The organism is Aquabacterium sp. (genome assembly GCF_036279675.1).
GTDB lineage: Bacteria > Pseudomonadota > Gammaproteobacteria > Burkholderiales > Burkholderiaceae_C > Aquabacterium.
The window spans coordinates 1-22,227 of sequence record NZ_DASUIS010000065.1; the positions used below are offsets into that span (position 1 = coordinate 1).

General features: G+C 63.0%; 16 protein-coding genes and 1 other RNA gene. 16 read left to right on the top strand and 1 reads right to left on the bottom strand.

Annotation, left to right across the window (positions count from 1 at the left end; genetic code table 11):
• Nucleotides 1-690: NAD(P)/FAD-dependent oxidoreductase (locus VFW93_RS07825; RefSeq protein WP_329693431.1), on the top strand; the 690-nt coding region annotated here is incomplete at its 5' end.
• A gap of 70 nt (nt 691-760) precedes the next feature.
• On the opposite strand, the gene VFW93_RS07830 is transcribed toward VFW93_RS07825, so the two are convergent.
• Nucleotides 761-1,102: a DciA family protein gene (locus VFW93_RS07830; RefSeq protein ID WP_329693432.1), complete on the bottom strand. Its 342-nt coding sequence runs from the start codon at nt 1,100-1,102 to the stop codon at nt 761-763.
• Between the two features lie 64 nt (nt 1,103-1,166).
• Here VFW93_RS07830 and VFW93_RS07835 point away from each other — a divergent pair, with 64 nt between their 5' ends.
• From VFW93_RS07835 to VFW93_RS07905, 15 genes are all read left to right on the top strand, one after another.
• On the top strand, nt 1,167-2,150 hold the full coding sequence (locus tag VFW93_RS07835; RefSeq protein WP_329693433.1) for a M23 family metallopeptidase: 984 nt from the start codon (nt 1,167-1,169) through the stop codon (nt 2,148-2,150).
• An 18-nt stretch (nt 2,151-2,168) separates the two neighbouring features.
• Nucleotides 2,169-2,468 carry a hypothetical protein gene (locus VFW93_RS07840; protein WP_329693434.1) on the top strand — a complete coding sequence of 100 codons (300 nt, stop codon included), beginning with the start codon at nt 2,169-2,171 and terminating at the stop codon, nt 2,466-2,468.
• A gap of 209 nt (nt 2,469-2,677) precedes the next feature.
• Nucleotides 2,678-4,081 carry a TonB-dependent receptor gene (locus VFW93_RS07845; RefSeq protein WP_329693435.1) on the top strand — a complete coding sequence of 468 codons (1,404 nt, stop codon included), beginning with the start codon at nt 2,678-2,680 and terminating at the stop codon, nt 4,079-4,081.
• 32 nt (nt 4,082-4,113) lie between these two features.
• Complete coding sequence (locus VFW93_RS07850) at nt 4,114-5,034, top strand: metal ABC transporter substrate-binding protein (protein WP_329693436.1); 921 nt, start codon at nt 4,114-4,116, stop codon at nt 5,032-5,034.
• Between the two features lie 5 nt (nt 5,035-5,039).
• On the top strand, nt 5,040-5,825 hold the full coding sequence (locus tag VFW93_RS07855; protein ID WP_329693437.1) for a metal ABC transporter permease: 786 nt from the start codon (nt 5,040-5,042) through the stop codon (nt 5,823-5,825).
• A 189-nt stretch (nt 5,826-6,014) separates the two neighbouring features.
• Complete coding sequence (secA, locus tag VFW93_RS07860; RefSeq protein ID WP_329693438.1) at nt 6,015-8,759, top strand: preprotein translocase subunit SecA; 2,745 nt, start codon at nt 6,015-6,017, stop codon at nt 8,757-8,759.
• Between the two features lie 260 nt (nt 8,760-9,019).
• Nucleotides 9,020-11,275: a TRAP transporter large permease subunit gene (locus tag VFW93_RS07865; protein WP_329693439.1), complete on the top strand. Its 2,256-nt coding sequence runs from the start codon at nt 9,020-9,022 to the stop codon at nt 11,273-11,275.
• Nucleotides 11,276-11,355: 80 nt separating this feature from the next.
• Complete coding sequence (locus VFW93_RS07870; RefSeq protein ID WP_329693440.1) at nt 11,356-12,567, top strand: sensor histidine kinase; 1,212 nt, start codon at nt 11,356-11,358, stop codon at nt 12,565-12,567.
• Entirely contained in the window at nt 12,564-13,373 is an 810-nt protein-coding gene (locus VFW93_RS07875; protein ID WP_329693441.1) for a LytTR family DNA-binding domain-containing protein, read from the top strand. The genes VFW93_RS07870 and VFW93_RS07875 overlap by 4 nt, the downstream gene beginning before the upstream one ends.
• Before the next feature lie 146 nt (nt 13,374-13,519).
• Entirely contained in the window at nt 13,520-14,899 is a 1,380-nt protein-coding gene (locus VFW93_RS07880) for a DUF2306 domain-containing protein (RefSeq protein ID WP_329693442.1), read from the top strand.
• Nucleotides 14,900-14,988: 89 nt separating this feature from the next.
• A complete protein-coding gene (gene argJ / locus VFW93_RS07885) occupies nt 14,989-16,218 on the top strand; it encodes a bifunctional glutamate N-acetyltransferase/amino-acid acetyltransferase ArgJ (protein ID WP_329693443.1) in 1,230 nt (409 codons plus the stop codon).
• Between the two features lie 123 nt (nt 16,219-16,341).
• A complete protein-coding gene (locus VFW93_RS07890) occupies nt 16,342-19,182 on the top strand; it encodes a DUF3857 domain-containing protein (protein ID WP_329693444.1) in 2,841 nt (946 codons plus the stop codon).
• 140 nt (nt 19,183-19,322) lie between these two features.
• Nucleotides 19,323-20,927 carry a carboxylesterase/lipase family protein gene (locus tag VFW93_RS07895; RefSeq protein WP_329693445.1) on the top strand — a complete coding sequence of 535 codons (1,605 nt, stop codon included), beginning with the start codon at nt 19,323-19,325 and terminating at the stop codon, nt 20,925-20,927.
• A 128-nt stretch (nt 20,928-21,055) separates the two neighbouring features.
• Nucleotides 21,056-21,427: a transfer-messenger RNA gene (gene ssrA / locus VFW93_RS07900) on the top strand.
• A 207-nt stretch (nt 21,428-21,634) separates the two neighbouring features.
• Nucleotides 21,635-22,183, top strand: coding sequence for an outer membrane beta-barrel protein (locus tag VFW93_RS07905; protein ID WP_329693446.1), 549 nt, complete (start codon nt 21,635-21,637; stop codon nt 22,181-22,183).
• Nucleotides 22,184-22,227 lie beyond the last annotated feature (44 nt).

The following is a 22,227-nucleotide window of genomic DNA, read 5'->3' on the forward strand; positions in this document are numbered from 1 at the left end:
TGCGAATTCGCCAATGACCTGCTGCACCGCGGGATCGAGCCCACCGTGCTGGATCTGGCCGATCGCGTGCTGTCCCGCCTGTTGCCGCCCGAAGCCAGCCAGTTGCTGCAAGAAAAGCTGCAAGCCGGTGGCACGAGCTTCCGCTTTGGCGTGGGCGCCAGCAGCATCGACAAGGCCGGCAACGGCCTGAAAGTGACGCTCAGCGACGGCAACACGCTGGAGACCGATCTGGTGCTGTCGGCCATCGGCCTCAAGCCCCGCACGCATCTGGCCACGCAGGCTGGGGTGCTGACAGGCCGCGGCGTGATGGTCAACCGTGAACTGGCCACCAATGTGCCGCACGTCTACGCCGTGGGCGATTGCGCCGAGGTGGAAGGCCACCTGCTGCCTTACGTGATGCCGCTGATGCAGCAGGCACGCGCCCTGGCCGCCACGCTGTCGGGCAAGCCCACGCCTGTGGCCTACCCCGCCATGCCCGTGGTCGTGAAGACGCCCGCCTGGCCCACCGTGGTGTGCCCGCCCCCCGCCAATGCCGCAGGCCAGTGGGTGGTGACCAGCACGGAGGAATCGGTCGAAGCCCGTTTCACGGCCGCCGATAACCCCGAGCAACTGCTGGGCTTCGCCCTGCAAGGCAAGGCCGTGACGCAGCGTCAGGCCATGGCAGCCCTGGTACCGGCCATCCTGGCCTGAGTCCAGAACCGATCTGCCCCGAGAGCCCGCCCGGGCTCTCGTTTCATTTCAACCGGCCCGCGACACTGTGTCAGCGGCCGGTTTGAACACGCACGCGGATTGCGTTAACCTTGAGCCCCTTTTTGGCCAGCACCTCGATCAGGCGCGGCTGAAGCTGGCGCAACTTGGCTGACACGGCCGCGTTGGCTGCCAGCAGTGTCCATCCTTCGTCGTCAACCGGCCCCGCCTTGACATAAGGGGCCATGGCTGGCGGCAGGAAGACGCGCACTGCCTCCAGGCAGGCCTGAGACATCTGAAGCCTCTGCATGAGGCTGGCAAGCTGATTCGAGCGCCCCATGGCCGCGGTCACCTGAGGTACGTCAGGTGTCATAGGCTTGTAAGTGGCGGTTCGGGTGTAACGGCTTGCGCTCATGGGACGTCAGGCCAGGTGGTTGGCAGGCTCAAGATTCAGATGGTTCGATGCGGAAGGTTCTTGCATGCAGATTTTGATCACGACCAGCGCTCTGTCGCGAACCCGCGTGCTGCAGTTTACGCCCCTGACCCTGGTGTTGTCGCTGCTGGCGCTGGCCTTGCCGATGATGATCCTCAGCCTGATGCTCTACCACGCCGTGGTGCTCAAGGCCGCGCACGAGCACTGGCCAGTGATCTCTCAAGCGGTGCGCTACGTGGAACAACAGGAGTTCGCACAACGCGATCGCTACATGCGCGAGAACCTGGACGCGATGGCCGCCAAGGTGGGTGACATGCAAGCCAAGCTGATGCACCTGGAAGCCGTGAGTGAGCGCGTGGCCGGCATGGCGGGCATGAAACCCGACGAACTCAAGAAAATCGAAGCCGAACCCAAAGCCGCATCAGGCGGCCCCCTGGTCAGCATGCTGGACGACAAGCCCACCTCACGCATCCTGCAGGAACTCAACGAGCAGATGGGCAATCTGCAGTCCTCGAGCGAACGCGACGCAGACGTGTTCACACTGATCGAATCTCACCTTTTTGAAAAGCGACTGGAAGCCTTGATGGTGCCCAGCAGCGCGCCCGTGATCGGACCGATCGGATCGGGCTTCGGCTTTCGCACCGACCCGTTCACGCATCGCCCGGCACTGCACACGGGGCTGGATTTCCCGGCTGATCCAGGCACGGCGATCATGGCCGCCGCTGGTGGCGTGGTGTTGTCGGCGGGGCCTCATCCGCAGTATGGTCAACTGGTGGAACTGGATCACGGCAACGGCCTGGTAACCCGCTATGCCCACACCTCGCGCATGCTGGTCAAGCAAGGGGATCTGGTCAAGCGCGGCCAGAAGATCGCCGAGGTGGGCAACACGGGGCGCTCAACGGGCCCCCACCTGCACTTCGAGGTGCTGGTGGAAGGGGTACAGCAGAACCCGGCCAAGTTCCTGGCCAGTCAACATCCGGCCCCCACAAACACAGCTTCACAAAAGAGCAACATCGTTTCGTTAAAGTAAGCCTCCATGCAGGGTCGTATGTACAAGCGTCTGGGCTGGCACCTGCTGCTGGCCCTGGTCATGCTGCTGATGCAGCAGGTCGGCTTGCGCCATACCCTGCAACACGCCACGCGCGATGATGGCAACCAGGCGCACACCCTGTGTGTGGAATGCCTGGCCCATCACGCGGCAGATGCGAGCGTGGCCCCCTCCGTGCCCACGCTGGCGCTGGCCCGGTTCGAGCATGTGCTGACTGCGGACACCGCTCAGCCGCAATGTGCTCAAGGCGCATCCGGCGCCTACCTCGCGCGCGCGCCACCTGCCCTCTTTTCTGCCTGATTCGTTCACGCCTGAAGGGCAGTGCGACGCAGCATGCGTTCGTCCGCCCTGCCTGGCGTGTGCCTGACGATCCTGGCCGCCTGAGCACTCAGGCTGGCCGCAGAAGAGACTTTTCCATCATGCGTATTCATTCGTCTGGCCGCGAAGGCCTGGACGCGCACGGCCATGTCGCCGCCGCGCCATCATCCTCACTCCTCACAACGGCCCCCATGACATCACCATGGGCTCGCACCATGGCCTTGGGCGCCATGAGCCTCCTGGCCACGGTGACCCAGCACGCGCTCGCTGCGCAGGCCACTCTGCCCATCAGCACAGACGCGCAAACGGTATCCGACCTGCGCCGTCAGATCGACGACATGCGTCGGCAATACGAGACCCGCCTCAAGGAGCTGGAAGCCCGCCTGGATCAGGTTCAACAGGCACAGACGGGCACGGCAAACGCAGTACCAGCCACACCCGTGGCCGACGGTACCGGCACCACTGCCAGCACAGCCAATGGCTTCAACCCCATGGTGTCGGTGATCCTGAGTGGCACGTATGCCAGCCTGTCCAAGGACCCAGGTACCTGGCAGCTCAGCGGCTTCATCCCCGGCGGCGATGAGATCGGACCTGGTCAACGCGGCTTCAGCCTGGGCGAGTCCGAGCTCACACTCAGCGCCAACATCGACCCCTGGTGGTATGGCGCACTGACCCTGGCGGTGTCGCCGGAAGACACGATCTCGGCCGAAGAAGCCTTTGTGCAGACCACAGCGCTGCCTGCAGGCCTGAAGCTCAAGGTGGGCCGATTCTTCTCGGGCCTGGGTTACCTCAACGAGCAACATGCCCACACCTGGGACTTTGTGGATGCACCGCTGGCTTACCAGGCCTTCCTGGGCGGCCAGTACAAGCAGGAGGGCGTGCAGCTCAAATGGCTGGCCCCCACCGATCAGTTCATCGAGCTGGGCGCGGAGCTGGGCAATGGCCACAGCTTCCCTGGCAATGACCGCAACCGGAATTCAGCCGGCGCTGCCTCACTGTTTGCCCACACCGGTGGCGACCTGGGTGACAGCCACAGCTGGCGTGCCGGCCTGAGCTGGTTGAACACCAAAGCCCAGGACCGCGCCTGGGATGCCGTCGATGCGGCCGACCAGACCGTGAGCAACGCCTTCACCGGCAACAGCCGCATGTGGGTGGCCGATGCCGTGTGGAAATGGGCGCCAAACGGCAATGGCAAGGTCACCAACTTCAAGCTGCAAGGCGAGTACTTCCGCCGCACCGAATCCGGCGAGGTGGTGTACGACACGGGCAATGCGGCCACACCCGGCGATTACCGCTCGGCGCAATCGGGCTGGTACCTGCAAGGCATCTACCAGTTCACCACCGGCTGGCGCGTCGGCTTGCGTCATGACGAACTCGACAGCGGCACGGTGGACTACGGCCTCAACACGCCAAGCCTCGTGCTGACCGACTACAAGCCCAAGCGTGACAGCCTGATGCTGGACTGGTCGCCCAGCGAATTCAGCCGCTGGCGCCTGCAGGTGAGCAACGACCGCTCACGCGAAGGCATCAACGACAGGCAACTGTTCCTGCAGTATCAGATGAGCCTGGGTGCGCACGGCGCGCACAGCTACTGAGCCACGCGATGAACATGATTCGGAGAACACACATGACGACAACTTCTGCCATCCGAGGGCTGTCCATCGGTGCAGGCCTCGCACTCAGCCTGATCAGCCAACACGCGCAAGCCATCAAGGTCTTTGCCTGCGAGCCTGAATGGGCCGCCCTGACCAAGGAGCTGGCCGGCGACCAGGCCAGCATCTACACCGCCACCAATGCCTTGCAGGACCCGCATCAGGTACAGGCCAAACCCAGCCTGATCGCCGCCGTGCGCAATGCCGAACTGATGGTGTGCACGGGTGCCGAGCTGGAGGTGGGCTGGCTGCCCGTGCTCTTGCGCCAGTCAGGCAACCCGGCCGTGCAAACCGGCCAGCCCGGCCAGTTCAATGCCGCAGACTACGTGCGCAAGCTGGAAGTGCCGACCAGACTGGACCGTGCCGATGGCGATGTGCACGCGTCCGGCAACCCGCACATCCAGACGGACCCGCGCAACATCGCGGCAGTGGCACAGGCCCTGGCCAAACGGCTGGCTGAAGTCGACGCAGCGCATGCCACGGTCTACCAGGCGCGCCTGGCAGATTTCAACACGCGCTGGAACCAGGCCATGACGCGCTGGACGCAAGCGGCTGTGCCACTCAAGGGCATGCCCATCGTGGTACAGCACAAGGGCTTTCCGTATCTGGAGGCCTGGCTGGGCCTGAACCAGGTCATCTCGCTGGAGCCCAAACCCGGCGTGGAGCCCAGCAGTGCCTACTTGTCCACCGTGCTCACGCAACTGCAGAAGCAACCCGCCAAGGTGATCATCCGCGCCGCCTACAACGACGGGCGCGGGTCGCAATGGCTGTCGGAGCGTGCGCACATCCCGGTGGCCGTGTTGCCCTTCACCGTGGGCGGCAGCGACAAGGCCAAGGATCTGTTCGGCCTGTTTGACGACACCATCGAGCAACTGCTCAAAGCCAGCAAGGGGTAAGCGCCATGGGCAGCCTGAGTGTGCATGAGGTGGACTGGTCCATCGTAGGCCCGGCCCTGATCGCCGGTTTGCTGGTGTTGGCCACGCACGTGCCACTGGGGCTGCAGGTGCTGCGCAAGGGCATCGTCTTCATCGACCTGGCGATCGCGCAGATCGCCGGGCTGGGGGTGATCGCAGCCGACGCGCTGGGCTGGGAGCCGCAAGGCTGGGCCGTGCAAGGTGCAGCGGTGCTGGCCGCCCTGAGCGGTGCGGCCCTGCTGACCTGGACCGAAAAACGCTGGCCCGACATCCAGGAGGCCCTGATCGGCACCCTGTTTGTGCTGGCTTCTTGTGTGGGCATCCTGCTGCTGGCGGGCAACCCGCACGGCGGTGAACACCTCAAGGATCTGCTGGTGGGGCAGATTCTGTGGGTCTCGACGGGACAGCTGTGGGCCGTGGCCGGCCTGTCGGCACTGGTGCTGGCCCTGTGGTTCGGCCTGGGCGCGCGCCTGGGGCGGGCCGGTTTTTACCTCTTGTTTGCGCTGGCCGTGACGGCCTCCGTTCAACTCGTCGGGGTGTATCTGGTGTTCAGCAGCCTGATCATGCCGGCGCTGGCGGTGCGAAACGCGCCGCCCGAGCGGCAGTTGCCGCTGGCCTGGGGTGCCGGTGCATTGGCCTACGCCCTGGGGCTGGCCCTGTCCGCCATGGTGGACATGCCCTCCGGTGCGGTGGTGGTGCTGGCCATGGCGCTGATCTGCATCGCCCTGAGTGCCATGATCCGAAAACGGCCGGCGCCTTCTGAAACGCCCTGAAACAAGTTCCCCGCCCGGCACCCTTGAATAAGGGCGGGGAAAGCCCCTCCTAGGAAGGACGCGTGCGCGTCGCGGAAGCGTCACCCCCGGGTGCTACACTTTTTGGCTTTGGTTGACTGGGGAAATTGTCCCTGGCCGACTCGTGCTGACCACGTGGTCAACACACCGATCGATTGGATTGATAGCTCCATGTTGCCCAAGATACTGACTTCGATTTTTGGTAGCCGTAACGAACGCCTGCTCAAGGAGTACCGGCGTACGGTAGCCAGGATCAATGCGCTGGAGCCCACTTTCGAGCCCTTGAGCGACGATCAGCTGCGCGCCAAGACCGAAGAGTTCAAGCAACGCCTGTCCAAGGGCGAAACGCTCGACGACATCCTGCCCGAAGCGTTCGCGGTGGTGCGCGAAGGCTCCAAGCGCGTCTTCAAGATGCGCCACTTCGATGTGCAGATGCTGGGCGGCCTGTCGCTGCACAACGGCAAGATCGCCGAAATGCGCACCGGCGAAGGCAAGACCCTGACCGCCACCCTGCCCGTCTACCTCAATGCCCTGAGCGGCAAGGGCGTGCATCTGGTGACGGTGAACGACTACCTCGCACGCCGTGACGCCGAGTGGATGGGCAAGCTCTACAACTTCCTGGGTCTGAGCGTGGGCATCAACCTGCCCCAGATGCCCCGCGAGGAAAAGCAGGCCGCCTACGCCGCCGACATCACCTACGGCACGAACAACGAATACGGCTTCGACTATCTGCGTGACAACATGGTCTACGAGGTAGAAGACCGAGTGCAGCGTGGCCTGAACTACGCCATCGTCGACGAAGTGGACTCGATCCTGATCGACGAAGCCCGCACGCCACTGATCATCTCCGGTCAGGCTGAAGACCACACCGAGATGTATGTGCGCATCAACGCCGTGGTGCCCAAGCTCAAGAAGCAGATCGGTGAAGCCGATCCGCGCACTGGTGAAGGCGTGATCGAAGCCGGCGATTTCACCGCCGACGAGAAGTCCCGCCAGGTCTTCCTGACCGAGCAAGGCCATGAAAACGCCGAGCGCCTGCTGCTGGAGGCCGGCCTGCTGGTCGAAGGCGCCAGCCTGTACGACGCGGCCAACATCACGCTGATGCACCACGTGTACGCCGCCCTGCGTGCGCACCACCTGTTCAACAAGGATCAGCATTACGTGGTCCAGAACGGTGAAGTGATCATCGTGGACGAATTCACCGGCCGCCTGATGGCTGGCCGCCGCTGGTCCGATGGCCTGCACCAGGCCGTTGAAGCCAAGGAAGGCGTGCACATCCAGGCCGAGAACCAGACGCTGGCCTCGATCACCTTCCAGAACTATTTCCGCATGTACGGCAAGCTTTCGGGCATGACCGGCACCGCCGACACCGAGGCTTATGAATTCCAGGAAATCTACGGTCTGGAAACGATCGTCATCCCCCCCAACCGCATCCTCGCGCGCAAAGACCAGCTCGATCTGGTCTACAAGACCGCCAAGGAAAAGTATCAAGCTATCGCTGCGGACATCAAGGAATGCCACGAGCGTGGTCAGCCAACCCTGGTTGGCACAACCAGCATCGAAAACTCTGAACTGATCGCGCAGCTGCTGACACGTGAAGGCCTGCCGCATCAGGTGCTCAACGCCAAGCAGCACGCCCGTGAGGCCGAGATCGTGGCCCAGGCCGGCCGCCCCGGCGTGATCACGATCGCCACCAACATGGCCGGTCGTGGTACCGACATCGTGCTGGGTGGCAACATCGAGAAAGACATCCAGGCCATCGAAGCCGATGAAACCCTGGACCACGCCGCCAAGGAAGCCAGGATCGCTGCGCTGAAGGCCGAGCAGGCCAAGCTGAACGAGCAGGTCAAGGCCGCTGGCGGCCTGCGCATCATCGCCACCGAGCGCCATGAATCGCGTCGTATCGACAACCAGTTGCGTGGCCGCGCCGGCCGTCAGGGTGACCCAGGTTCCTCGCGCTTCTACCTGTCGCTGGACGATCCGCTGATGCGCATCTTCGCCGGTGACCGCGTGCGCGCCATCATGGACCGCCTGAAGATGCCCGAAGGTGAAGCCATCGAAGCCGGTATCGTGACGCGCTCCATCGAGAGCGCTCAGCGCAAGGTGGAAGGCCACAACTTCGACATGCGCAAGCAGCTGCTGGAGTACGACGACGTGTCGAACGACCAGCGCAAGGTCATCTACCAGCAGCGCAACGAGATCCTCGAAACGGTGGACGTGGTCGAGGCCATCACCAATCTGCGCAAGGGCGCCATGACCGATGTCGTGCGCACCTTCGTGCCCGCCGAGAGCCTGGAAGAACAGTGGGACCTGGTCACGCTGGAGAAGGTGCTCAAGGACGAATGGCACCTGGAGATCGAACTGGTCAAGTGGGTGGAAGGTCAGACCGCCGCCGATGACGATGACGTGCTCAACCACGTGATCGATGCAGCCAATGCGCGCTATCAGGAAAAGACCGGCGTGGTGGGCCGCGAGCAGTTTGCTTCGTTCGAACGCATGGTGCTGCTGCAATCCATCGACACGCACTGGCGCGAGCACCTGGCTTCGCTGGACTACCTGCGTCAGGGCATCCACCTGCGTGGCTATGCTCAGAAGAACCCCAAGCAGGAATACAAGCGCGAAGCCTTCGAGCTCTTCGGCCAGTTGCTGGATGTGGTCAAGATGGACGTCACCCGCGTGCTGATGACCGTGCAGATCAAATCGCAGGAAGAAGCCGAACAAGCCGCTCAGGCCATCGAGCACCAGGGCGAGAGCTTCATGAACGTGACCTACACGCACCCCAACGAAGACGGCACCGTGGCGCAGGAAACCGATCCGGCGACCGTGGCCGCCGAAGTACCGCGCGTGGGCCGCAACGATCCCTGCCCATGCGGCAGTGGCCAGAAGTACAAGAACTGCCACGGCAAGCTGGCTTGATCGGCACTTGATGCAGTGCAGCACCGGCCAGTTCGGTGCACCAACAAAGGGCCCAGCTGGGCCCTTTGTCATTCAACGCTCCCTTTTGTCGCCAATGCCACCTGCGGCACACCCGCGAATGCAGGCTTCTACTGGCGAACCCTAGGCGCAACTCGTCGCATGCGAATTGACAATGCTCGGGTTGCCACCTAGCGTGCAACACCTGATTGCCAAAACGACTTGACAGCGCCTGTTGATGCGCTGCAACAGGAGACATCCCCTTGAGCACCACGCCCGCCACCAATCCACTGGGCCAGACCTGGTTCGGTCGATTAGCCAATCTGTCCACCCTCGCGCTGTTGATCCTGATCCTGGTCATCAGCACCGGTGAGATGGTGCATGGGCAATTGCTCAAGTTCGGCGAGGTCATGTTCAGCGACCCTGGCCAGAAGGTGCAGTACTTCCTGCTGCGCGCTGATCCCGAGAAGCCTACCTGCAACCGCGATGTGAACGTGGAACAGGAAGTGGCACGTCAGGAAGCTGCCGCGGCCAGTGGCGCCCCGATGAATGGCACAGGCCAGTCCGACGACGTGGACGATCTGTTCGGTGAGCGCAAATTCAACGCGGCGGCGGTCCGTGAATCGCTCAAGGCGACCGTCGCCAACTGCGTGGAACGCCATGAGATGTACGAGCATGTCCGTGACCACATCACGCCCTCGCTCAAGTTCTATCGCGGCCTGGAGACCAGCTTCTTCGTGCTGTTCAAGTTTGGTGCGGACAACCGCTCCATGATCCTGCTGATCCTGCTGACGGTGACGGCAGCCTTCACGACCATGGGCTTCCACCACATCAGCCTGCGCCCCGCCCGTTATGCGCGAGACTTCAAGGCCCAGGCCTGGTCGATGACCATCTGCAGCCTGATGATGCTGTACTCCTGCGTGCGCTACTACCAGATCTCTGTGGAGTCAGGCGTGGCCGTGGAAGACCCTCGTGTCTACTTCATGTGGATGGTGCTGTTTGCCGTACTGGCAGCAGTAAGCGCCTATCGCATCGTGCGCCCACCACAGAGTCACGACAACGAACAAGGCACCTGGGCGCGCGCGCTGGAATGCATCCCCCTGATCGCCAACCTGGGCATCTTCAGTTGCGTCTACTTCTTCATGCATGGCCACCCATCCGGGCCGGCCATCTACGCACACAAGATCCTGGACTTCATCAGCATCCCGCTGGCCCTGGCCCTGCACATCTGGGCGGGCATGCTGTTCAAGCAAAGTCGCCTGGTCGACCTGTTCATGAACATCATGCGGCCGTGGAAGCTGTCGCCTGAGGCGCTCACCTACATCATCCTGCTGGCTGCGGGCCTGCCCACGGCGTATGCAGGCGTGTCCAGCGTGTTCGTGATCGCAGCCGGCGCCATCATCTACCACGAGGTGCGCGCGGTGGGCGGCTCCAGCCAGTACGCGCTGGCGGCCACAGCCATGTCGGGTTCACTCGGTGTGGTGCTCAGCCCCAGCTTGCTGGTGGTGGGCATTGCCGCGCTGAACAGGCAGGTCACCACGGCCCAGCTGTTCTATTGGGGTGGCTTCGTGTTTGCCTTGACCTCGACGATGTTCTTCATCGCCTCGCAGATTCACCGCCACAACCGCCATCAACGTGCCCAGGTAGCCTCACCCAGTGTGGCCATTCCTGCCATGCTGCGCGAGATGAAGGTGGTGATCCCATATGTGGTGCTGGTGGCGGCCATTGCCATGTTCTACAGCCATGTGCTGGACACGCCCTTCAACGAAATCTCTGCGCCCAGCATCCTGCCCGTCATGATGTTGCTCGTGCTGATCTTCGACAAGAAGATGAGTGCGCGCGAAGAGAGTTCGCGCCAGTTCGCATCGGTCGGCGCTGCGGCGGCCAAGCCCGCGCGAGGGGCAAGCCATGCCATGGCTCCCGGCAGCGAGGAGGCATACCAGCCAGCCTATGCAGCCCAACGCCAGAAGACGTCGCTCAAAGCCATCGACGCAGCGACCACCGAAACCATCGAGCACGTGGGCTCCTACATCAGCCTGATGCTGTTCACCCAGTTGATTGGTGGTGTGGTCGAGCGCTCGGAAGTCATGAGCCTGGCGCCACAGGTCTTCCCCAATGTGTGGATGGCCATGGGCTTCCTGGTGGTGGCCAAGGTGATTCTGGGCATGGTGATGGAACCCATGGGCGCGATTCTGCTGGTGTCCAGCACGCTGGCGCCGATGGCCTACGCCAATGGCATCGAACCCGTGCACTTCTGGATGATGGTGCTGGTGGCCTTCGAGCTGGGCTATCTCCTGCCCCCTGTGGCCATCAACCAGTTGCTGACCCGACAGGTGGTGGGCGAAGCCGAGATCGACAAGTCCGATGCCGAGGTGGCGGGCCAGACCTTCTACCGTCGCTACGAGCGCTGGATCCTGCCCTGCATCGTGATGTCGATCAGCCTGGGCATCGTGGCCTTCGGCCCCTTGCTGGTGCAGCGCGTAGCCTTCTTCCAGCCGATTGCCAAACTGTTCATCTGACACACTCCAGCATGACTGGCATCACAAGAGCCCTTCGGGGCTCTTGTTGATTCAGCACCTGCGATACACGCCTCCGAACCATGCAGACAACAGCCTCCCCCACGGCATACGAGGCCTTGATCAAGCCCAACCTTGTTCGACTGTTGATTCAACAGCCCGTGTGGGCGCTTGTGTTTTCCGCCTTCTACAAGTCTCTGGACATGGCCAACCGCTCGGAGATGGAGCAGCACTTCGGCTACTGGCAGTACTTCATCGCCAACCTGATCGCCTCCGGTACCGCTCTGGCGCTGGGCGGCCTGCTCTGGTTCGTTCTAGCCCGACACTATTGGCTGAATGATCCTGCAGCGCGCGTACGTCTGGAAAACGAAGGGATGTACGCAGTGCTCCCCTTGCCAGTAGCCATCATTCATGCATTGGCCATGTTCATCGTGTGCGCACCTTTGTCCTACTGGATCTGGACGCTCTACATGGATTGGACTGGCGCCTGGACGCCTCTGCTGCTCAGCATCACCAACCTCAAGACCTCCATGGTGTTCAACGCCTTTGCGTCCATTGTGGTGTTCTCGGTCGATATCTTCCGCGTAAGGGCCCACATGCAGCGGCTGAGGGCAGAGAAGGCTGATCGTCTGCACGTGGAGGCGCAACTGCAGCGGCTGCAGGCCCAGATGGAGCCCCACATGCTGTTCAACACGCTGGCCAATCTGCACGCACTCATCGAGACGCAACCGGCCACTGCACAGGACATGCTGGCCCACCTCATCGATTACCTGCGGGCCACCTTGAGCGCCAGCCGGACAGGTGCGCTGCCGCTGAGGGAAGAGATGGACCGTGTGATGGACTACCTGAGCCTGATGCAGATACGCATGGGTCCGCGTCTGCAAGTCAGCGTGGACGTCCCCGACCATCTGGCCGACGTCACCGTGCCACCCATGCTGGTGCAGCCTCTGGTTGAAAACGCCATCAAGCACGGCCTTGATCCCCAACCGGAAGGAGGCTGGCTGCACATCTCTGCCTCGCGTCGCGTGCACAACGGCCAGGACCAGCTGGAGATCGTTGTGCGCGACACAGGGCAAGGCTTGCAGGCAGCAGCCACCAAGCCCGCGCAGAAAGATGGCCACGGTGGTTTCGGCTTGCAATGCATCCGCTCACGCCTGGAAACCAGTTACGGATCCCTGGCTCGCTTCAGCATCGACGCAGGCCCCGATCAGATCGGCACCATGGCGACCCTGTTGCTGCCCGCTCACGGCCTGCAGGCCCCCGTCTTGCCGCCAACCAACGCACCCAGTCCATGAACCCAGTCACCGCTCTGATTGCCGAAGACGAACCCGTCCTGGCCAGCGCCCTGCAGCGCCAGCTCGCACGCTTGTGGCCAGACCTGCGCATCACACAAGTGGCCAGCGATGGATTGCAAGCCTGCCAGGCTGCCCTGAGCACGCGGCCTGATGTGCTCTTTCTCGATATCCACATGCCTGGTGCATCAGGGCTCGAAGTGGCCGAGCGTGTCATCGAAGACTGGCCTGCCGATCATCCCCTGCCCTTGATCGTGTTCATCACGGCCTACGATCACCACGCTGTCGCCGCATTCGAGCACGCAGCCATCGACTACGTGCTCAAGCCCATCCGCGCCGAGCGCCTGGCGGTGACCTGCCTGCGCGTACAGCAACAACTGAATGCGCGCCGACAAGCGAGCGTCGAGGATGCACTGCCACATCAACTCATGGCGCTTCGACAGGCACAACCTGCCAGTCCCGCCGGGGAGGAACCGTTGCGGGTATTGCAAGCAGCCGCTGGCACCAATGTGTACGTGATCCCGCTCGACGACATCATCTACCTGGAGGCTGCCGACAAATACGTCCGCATCGTCACGCAAGACAGCCATCCGGGCACGGCAGACAAGCTCATTCGGACCCCCTTGAAGGAGCTGCTTCCCAGGCTGGATCAGAGCGTGTTCTGGCAGATCCACCGCAGCCACGTCGTCAACGTGCGCGCCATTGATCGCGTCAGCCGTCAGCTCAACCGCACACGCGTGCACCTCAAGAACCGGACAGAGACACTGGATGTGAGCCGCATGTACACCCACCTTTTCAAAGCCATGTAGCCTCACCATGGACGTGGCGTGGCCTGCGATTGGCGACGGCCACAAGGCCGCTGGCACCCGCATCAGACGCTTCATCTCAGCGCTGTTGCACCTGCTTCTGCCGGGCTTCAGGATGGTCACCAAACAGACCATCAGGAGCCGACACCATGCGCACACCCCAAGCCCCCCGGCGCAGCAGGCCACAGCCAGCCATCGCCTTGCTGGCCACCTTGATCCTGCTGATCGCCACGGTCTATGGGCTCACGGCCATCAGCTACCCCATCAGCTTGATCAGGCAGGAGGTGCCGATCTCCACACGCTGGATCATGCAAGCCGTGTCCAGCGAGTTCCTGCTGGGCGATGCCGCAGCCATGCGCCAGATTGTCATCAACTACACACGCGGCTTTGCCGGCATCGGGGCACACACGCTGTTCGGCGGCCTCGCGCTGACGCTGTGTGCCCTGCAATTCGTCGCGCCGCTGCGCCGGTTCAGCCCCCGCCTGCACCGCGTGCTGGGCTGGTCAGCCGCCGCCAGCATCGGGCTGGCCATGACCGGCGCCATGGGCTACCTGTGGGTGACGCCCGCCAAGGACGGTCCTTCAGGCGAGCCCTTTGCGGCGGCACTCTGGGTGCAATCGCTCACGACTTTGATGGCGCTCGGCCTGGCGATCAGGAGTGCGCGTCAACGCGACTTCAGGACCCACATGGCCTGGATGACCTTGCTGATGGCCAGCCTGATGAATGCCCCCATGCTGCGGCTGGAAGGTGTGTTGGTCGGCCGCCTGCTGCCCCTCAACGGCTTTCAGGCCAACGCCGGGCTGGCCGTGATCCTCATGCCACAGGCAGTCTGGTTGATGGCCTGGTGGATGAACCGCATCGGCCAGTTGGACCTGCCGCTGCTGCGCCCCCGGCTCACGCTGTCAATGCCTGCCATGCAGACCATGGCCGCGATGGGCACGGTGGTGGTGGTGCATGAAGGCATCCTGGCCCCTTGGGGCATGGATGCGCTGGCCCATTGGCGCACCGCCGATACCCTGTTGCCAGCCATGGCTGCCCTCTGGGCCCTGAGCACAGCAGCGTTGCTCTGGCACCTGCCGGGTGAAGGCCACCATGTGCAATCGGGACGCCCTGTCCGGATACGTGTACTGGCGCTGATGGCCACATCCGCGGTCGGTGCGTGGCTCCTGGTCACCACGCCGCAAGCCCACTCGCCCGTCAACCTCATCGGGCGGCAGTTCTACTGGGCCGCCTATGGTGTCAGCACCTTGAGCCTGGCGCTCTTCGGGCTGCTGCAACGGCAGACAAGCCTGGCCCTGGTGCCATGGCGCACGATGTTGCTGATCAACGCCTTGCAGCCCGGGCTGTGCCTGCCTTTCGGCATCGCACTGGCCTGGACCGGTTGGTCACTCAGCGCCATCCAGACGTCGGCACTGACCTTGAGTTGGGCCTTCGTGGCCTGGCACGGTTTTGCCTCTGCCTACGGGCTGCCGCTCCCGGGTGGCGGCGTGCGCAACATGCCCACCGGCAAATCCTGCGCACAGGTTTGATCTGACTGCTGGCAAACCCCGGGGACTGCGGCACAATCTGGCCCTTGTTCGGGCTTCGCTGCTGGAGCCCTCCCCGGAGTCGACCCCACATGCCCGTCAACCTGACCGCCCCCCTCCCTTCCGATCTGCACCCCGTGCCCGGCGTCAAGCTGGGCATCACCATGGCGGGCGTGCGCAAGGCCAATCGCCGTGATCTGACCGTCATCACCCTGGACGAAGGCAGCGCCGTGGCCGGCGTGTTCACCAAAAACCGTTTCTGTGCCGCCCCCGTGCAGCTGTGCCGTGAACGCCTGGCGGCCAGCAGCGAGATCCGCGCTCTGTTGATCAACACCGGCAACGCCAACGCCGGCACCGGCGAAGACGGCCTGGTGCGTGCCCGCTCAACCACCATTGCCCTGGCCCGCCAACTGCACATCTCGCCCGAACAGATCCTGCCGTTTTCGACCGGCGTGATCATGGAGACACTGCCGGTTGACCGCATCGAAGCCGGCCTGGCGGGCGCCATCGCCGACCTGAAGGCTGACAACTGGGCCGTGGCCGCCGAAGGCATCATGACCACGGACACGCTGCCCAAAGGCGCATCGAAGCAGATCACCATCGGCGGGCAGACCGTGACCATCACCGGCATCAGCAAGGGTGCCGGCATGATCAAGCCCAATATGGCGACCATGCTGGGCTATGTGGCCACCGATGCCAACATCGCCCCCGGCCTGCTGCAGGCCCTGGTGACCGAAGCAGCCAATGCCTCGTTCAACCGCATCACGATCGATGGCGACACCTCCACGAACGACTCCTTCGTGCTGATCGCGACCCGCCAGGCCGCGCACGCCGAGATCACCGACCTCAACAGTGCCGACGGCCAGGCCCTGCGTGCCGCCGTGATCGCCGTGTCGCAGCAACTGGCCCAGGCCATCGTGCGTGACGGTGAAGGTGCGACCAAGTTCATCACCATCACCGTCGAAGGTGGCCGCGATGAAGATGAATGCGCCAAGGCCGCCTATGCCATCGCACACTCGCCGCTGGTCAAGACCGCCTTCTTCGCCAGCGACCCCAACCTGGGCCGCATCCTGGCCGCCGTGGGCTACGCCGGCATCGATGATCTGGACCAGAGCCTGATCGAGCTGCACCTGGATGACGTGCACGTGGTGACCAAGGGTGGCCGCCGCCCCGAGTACCGCGAAGAAGATGGCCAGCGCGTGATGAAGCAGTCCGAAATCACCATCCGTGTCGGCCTGGCACGTGGCACCGCCAAAACCACGGTGTGGACTTGCGACCTGTCGCACGAGTACGTGACCATCAACGCCGACTACCGCAGCTGAGCAGGCACAGCCTGCCCCCACCGTCGCGCCTCAGGCCCCCAAGGCCTGGGGCGTTTGCATTTGCAGCCCTGGATGCCCGCTGCATTTGGCTACACTTCCAGACGAATCAAGGGAGTTGAATCCATGCATAACAAGAGCAAGTTGTGGCCTGCTGTCCTGCTGACGCTGTTGATGGCGGCCTATCCAGGCACCTGGGCCGCGTCAACGAAGGCGCACGGCCAGCCCCCCGCCACGCAGAACAATCCTGCCGAGCCAGGCTACCGCATCACCCCGACGCCCGCCTGGGTCAAGGATCCTGGACAGAGCAAGACAGAGGCCCCACGCAAGATGGCCCAGGGCGCCAAGGCTCGCAGGGATCTGCTTGTCGACATGCAGATTCAGGTCACGCCCAAGACGCAGACCACCTACATGCGCGTGCACCAGGCTGCCATGGACAGCTCGACATTGCGCGAGGTGTCCGAGCCCACCATCGGCTTCAACCCGGCCTACCAGCGCCTCTACATCCACAACGTCAGCGTGGTGCGTGACGGCAAACGCAGCGACAGGCTCAAGGACCTGCGCGTGGAAATGCTGCGCCGCGAACAGCAACTCGAAAACAAGGTGCTGGACGGCGCACGTCAGGCGCTCCTCATGCTCAAGGACGTTCGCGTCGGTGACGTGGTGGAGCTGGCCTATTCGATCGAGGGCGTGAACCCGATCTTCGAAGGCAGGTTCTCCGAGCTGATGCACGTGGGCAATGAAGCCGCCATGGACAGGCTGCACCTGCGAATCGAAGCGCCTCTGGACCGCCATCTGCAGATCAAGGGCGTCCCCAACGACGTGGCTGTGGAGCGCTTCGAGGAAAACGGCAAGCAGGTCATCCGTGTGGCGCGCGACAACGTGCCCGCCATCCAGGCCGAATCGGCGACGCCGCCCTGGTACAAGGTCTTCCCGGCCTTCCACGTGAGCGAGTTCCGAAGCTGGGCCGAGGTAGACCAATGGGCCCAACGCCTGTTCGTCATCGAGCCCCCCACGGGTGAAGTGGCACGCCGTATCGCCGACTGGAAGGCCAGGCAGCTACCGCCTGATGTGCTGCTGGCGGAAGTCACGCGCTTCGTGCAGGACGACATCCGCTACTTCAGCGTCAGCCTGGGCGAAAGCTCGCACCGCCCCAAGCCCGCCGCACAGACCCTGGCTGATCGCATGGGCGATTGCAAGGACAAGGTCCTGCTGCTCAACACCTTGCTCAAGGGACTGGGCTTTGACGCCAAGCCGGCGCTGGTCTCGACCTATCGCAACAAGGGTCTGGTGAACTACCTGCCCTCACACGATCAGTTCGACCACGTGATCTCGGCCGTGCAACTCGATGGCCAGCGCTACTTCCTGGATGCCACCGCCAACAACCAGGGCTACACCCTGCAAAACCGCGGCTACTACAGCTATGGCCAGGCACTGGTCGTGGGTGAAGGCAGTCAGGGCCTGCAAGCCGTGGTCCGGCCGACCTTCGCGCAAGACGCGCTGAGTTACCGCCAGGACTGGGACCTGTCCGAACCTAAAAAGCCGGCACAACTCAAGCTCACCCTGAACGCCAAGGGACTGGCGGCCGAACGCTGGCGCGCCATGATCGCCGGCGTGGGGCTGGAACGCATCAATGAGACCATGGCCGGCAGCTACGTGCGGGTCATGCCTGGCCTCAAACCCGTGGGGCAACCAGAGCTGAAGGATTCGCGCGAAACCAATGAACTGACACTGACCATGGGCTTCGAGCACCCGAACGTGGCGCAGTATCAGCGTGGTGGCCTGGAACTGGACCTGGCTGGTGTCGAATTCGGCGATGTCCTTGTCGTACCGCCCGAGGCGCGACGCATCAGCCCCTTCATGCTGGATGTGCCCCGCTTGCTGGACGTGAAGGTGCACGTGCAGACCTTGCGCCCGATCACGGCCACACCACCTCCCGCACAACAGATCAGCGACAAGCACTTCCTGCTGACCAGCCGCATCGACTCGCAAGGGCGAGATCTGAACTGGACCACCCACTACGAACGCCGCAGCGAGGAAGTGCTGCCCGTCGATCTGGACAACTTCCGCGAGCGCACGATGCGTGCCCGGCAGTTCACCAGCCAGCATGTGCGCCTCCTGCTGGTCGAGCGCGCCATGCTCGACCCCATCTATGCCGAGGTCGATCGCCGTGTGCAGCCTTACTACCAGCCTGGCACCAGGCCAGATGCCTTGATGCGTCTGATGCAGGATCAGGAACTCAACCGCCTGCTGGCCAGCCGCGTGCTGCCACTGCTGAACCCGCAGAGCCCCATGGCTTCGCAGGTGCTGGCAGAGCGTGCCATTGCGAACAACCAGGTCGGTGCCTTCCGGGACGGTCTGCTCGATGCCCAGGCTGCCCTGGCTGGCAACCCTGACAGCACCGATGCCCTGGAAGCTCGTGGCGTGGCACTGGTTGGCCTCAACCGCCTCGATGAAGCAGGCAAGGACTTTGAACGCCTGCAGCGTCAGGGTGCCCGCAATGCGCCTGGCATCTGGCTGGGCATCAGCCAGTTCGTGCAGGGCCGCTACACCGATGCGGAGTCCACCTTCCGCAACCAGGTGGCCGACAGCACGGGTGACGAGCGCACCTACGCCCTCATCTGGCTGAACCTGTCCGTGGACCGCCAACGCCCAGGTCAGGGTGGCTCGGCCGTTTCCAATGAACTGCCCAATGTGGACAGCCAGAAGTGGCCCGGTACCGTGCTGCACTTCCTGTCAGGCAAGCTCACGCGCGAGGCCTTGCTGCGCCAGGCTCGGGAAGACGCCGAACAGTCGCGCCTGCGGATGGCCGAGGCGAACTTCTTCATCGGCCAGCAGTTGCTGAACTTCGGCCTCAAGGGTGAAGCCCGCCAGTGGTTCGAAAAGACCATTGAAACCAGGGCCCTGCCCTACCGCGAGGTCACCCTGGCCCAGCTGGAGCTGGACAAGCTGCGCAATCGCCCTTGATTGCGCCGTGCTGAACAGGTGCCAACGGCGAAGCCCCATTGCCGTTGGCGACACCCATTGACCAATCGTCTTGTGACGCTTGCATCTGGACGGAGAGTGCCTAAGGTGGCCTCTCCCTTGACACATCCAGAAAGCACGCCATGCGTCAACAAATCGTTCGCTTACTTGCATCCTGGGCCGCGGGAGCGGCCCTGCTGAGTTCGGCCCACGCCGATACGTTTGCCAGCTCTCCCCCCATTGTTCAAACCAGCCAGGGCGCCATCAGCGGCAAGCTGGTCAACGCGGTCCGCGCCTACCTGGGCATTCCTTATGCGGCGCCGCCAGTGGGCGAGCTGCGCTGGCAATCCCCGCAAGCACCAGCCACCTGGAGCGGCACGCGTGATGGCACCTCATTCGGGCAGCGCTGCGCACAACCGCTGAGCATCGTCTCACCGGAGTCGATCAATGAAGACTGCCTCTTCCTGAATGTGCATGTGCCCGACGACATCGGCAGCAGCAAACTGCCCGTGATGGTCTGGATACACGGGGGCGCCTTCCTGTCCGGCTCTGCGGCTGACTACGACATGACCACACTGGCTCGCAAGGGGCGTGCGGTGGTCGTCTCCATCAATTACCGCGTCGGTGCGTTCGGCTTCTTTCGCCAGCCGGAACTCGCCGCCCAGAACGTGTCGCCCAACCTGGGGCTGCAGGACCAGCAAGCCGCGTTGCGCTGGGTCCAGTCGCAGATCGGTCACTTCGGCGGAGACCCCTCACGCGTGACCATCTTTGGTCACTCCGCAGGCGGCGCGAGCACCTGCCTGCATCTGGTATCGCCTCAATCCAAAGGCCTGTTCCATCGTGCCATTTCACAATCTGGCCCGTGCAACTTGCTCACGGATGCCACGCCTGCATCCATGGAAGCGCAGTCGGTCGCGCTGGGCGTCAAACTCGGGTGCGCTGAAGGCCCAGGCCAGTTGGCCTGCATGCGCCACAAGAGCGCCGAGGACATCATGCGTGGGTCGGTACCCAACGGCAACGAGGTCAATGGCGTCAATATCCGCTGGACGCCCGTGCAGGACGGCCTCACCTTGACCGGCGACCCGGCCAGACAAGTGAGGGATGGGCAGTTCAATCGTGTGCCCGTGATCATCGGCACCACGCACGACGAAGGCAGATTGTTCGTCGGCACGGAATACCACCAGGCCAACCAGTGGTTCGTGACCAGGGCAGACGTCAATGCCTACATCAACAAGATCGCAGGCAATGACACCGCCCTGGCCAGGAAACTGACCAGCACCTACTCCTTCTGGCACTACGGCACGCTCGACAAGGCCTTCAGCGCCATGCTGACAGACTATTTCTTTTCATGTGGTGCCATGGCCGACGCAGAAGCCTTGTCACGCTACGTCCCGACCTACAACTACGAGTTCACCGAGCCCAACTCGCCCGCACCAACTGACCCACTGATGTCGCTGGGCGCCTTCCACGGTGCAGAGTTGACGTTCGTGTTCCAACGCAACATGATCGCCTCGCCCACACCGCTTCCGCCGCTCAATGCGGCTCAGCAAAAGCTGTCAGACCAGATGGTGCGCTACTGGGGCCGGTTTGCCGCCACAGGCAACCCCAACACCTTCCTGCCCCCGTACTGGCCCGCATTCCAGGCTCAGCGCGCCAGCTCATTGAAACTCGACAGCAGCGGGATCTCGGTCTTCGGCGCCCCTGCGTTCAAGCAGGACCACCAATGCGGCCTGTATGAACGGCCATGAGGGGCCCGGCCCTAGGGCACGCCAGAAAAGGTCGGCCAGGGGCCTTGAAAAGCCGCCACACGGCCGCATATCGATCAATAAGGTCAGCGCGGATTCGCAAGAACACCTACAATGACCCAACTTTTCCTGGGGCCGACCTGGTTTCGACGTGGGTGCGGATTCGGGACAGGGCATGTCGAGGACCAGCCACCTCGTAAATCCATCTGGAAACAAACTAACTGCAAACGACGAATCGTTCGCACTCGCCGCTTAATACCGGTGAGCCTCACAACAGTTGGCCTATGGGCTGTGCTGATGTCGCAAGACTGAAGTAGTGAGGTCATTCACATAGGCTGGGTCTGAGCCGGGTCACTCGGTTCAGGTCGAGATTCAGTGACTGGCTAATCTGGTAGCGTGCCGCTGCGCGATCAGGTTGGCGAGATTCAAATCAGACGGCTACACATGTAGATCTGCTCGATGATGGCTTACGGACGGGGGTTCAATTCCCCCCGGCTCCACCAAACAAGTGTTCAGCCTCGCGCTGAACAGCCCAAAAAGCCCCAAGCGCTCCAACGCCTGGGGCTTTTTTCTTTGTCAGACGACGGATTCCCCTCCGCATTTTCCCCACCCCCTGGAGCGCACAGCCAGAACGGTCAGGCAACAGAAAAATGGTGTAATCCCTTCTCGGCAGATGGCTGCCACTCCGATTGACAGAGGGAAGACAAGACATGAAACAATTTCTGATGGCCAGCCTGCTGGCATTGGCTGCCACTGGCGCCTCGGCTCAGGTTGAAAAGGTGTATGCCGGCGGCTCGCTGGGTTGGGCCAAGATCCCGACCACTTGCGCAGCGGGTGAAACTTGTAAAGACAGCAGCGTGGGCTACAAGGTCTATGTCGGCTATGACGACACCGCCAAGATTGCGGGCGAACTGGGTTACATCAATTTCGGCAAGTCCAAGATCGATGCTGGCGCCGCTCACGCAGAGATCAAAGCTCATGCCGTTACCGTGGCGCTGGCGTTCAAGCAACAGCTGGACGCTGGACTCAAAGGTGTACTGCGCCTGGGTGGCGCCAATGTCAGCGTCAAAGAAACCTCCAACTTTGGCTTTGCCGACCAAGGTAGCGGCTGGAACGTCTATGGTGGCGTGGGTCTGGAATACGACATCATGCCTGGCCTGAAGGCGGCAGCGGCACTGGACGTGACCAAGGGCGGCACTGACGGTGGCGACAGCGGCACGCTGTACCTGCTCAGCGCAGGCGTGCAATACCACTTCTGATCAGGCCCTGGCCTCCAGGCAAAAAGGCACTCCGCGGAGTGCCT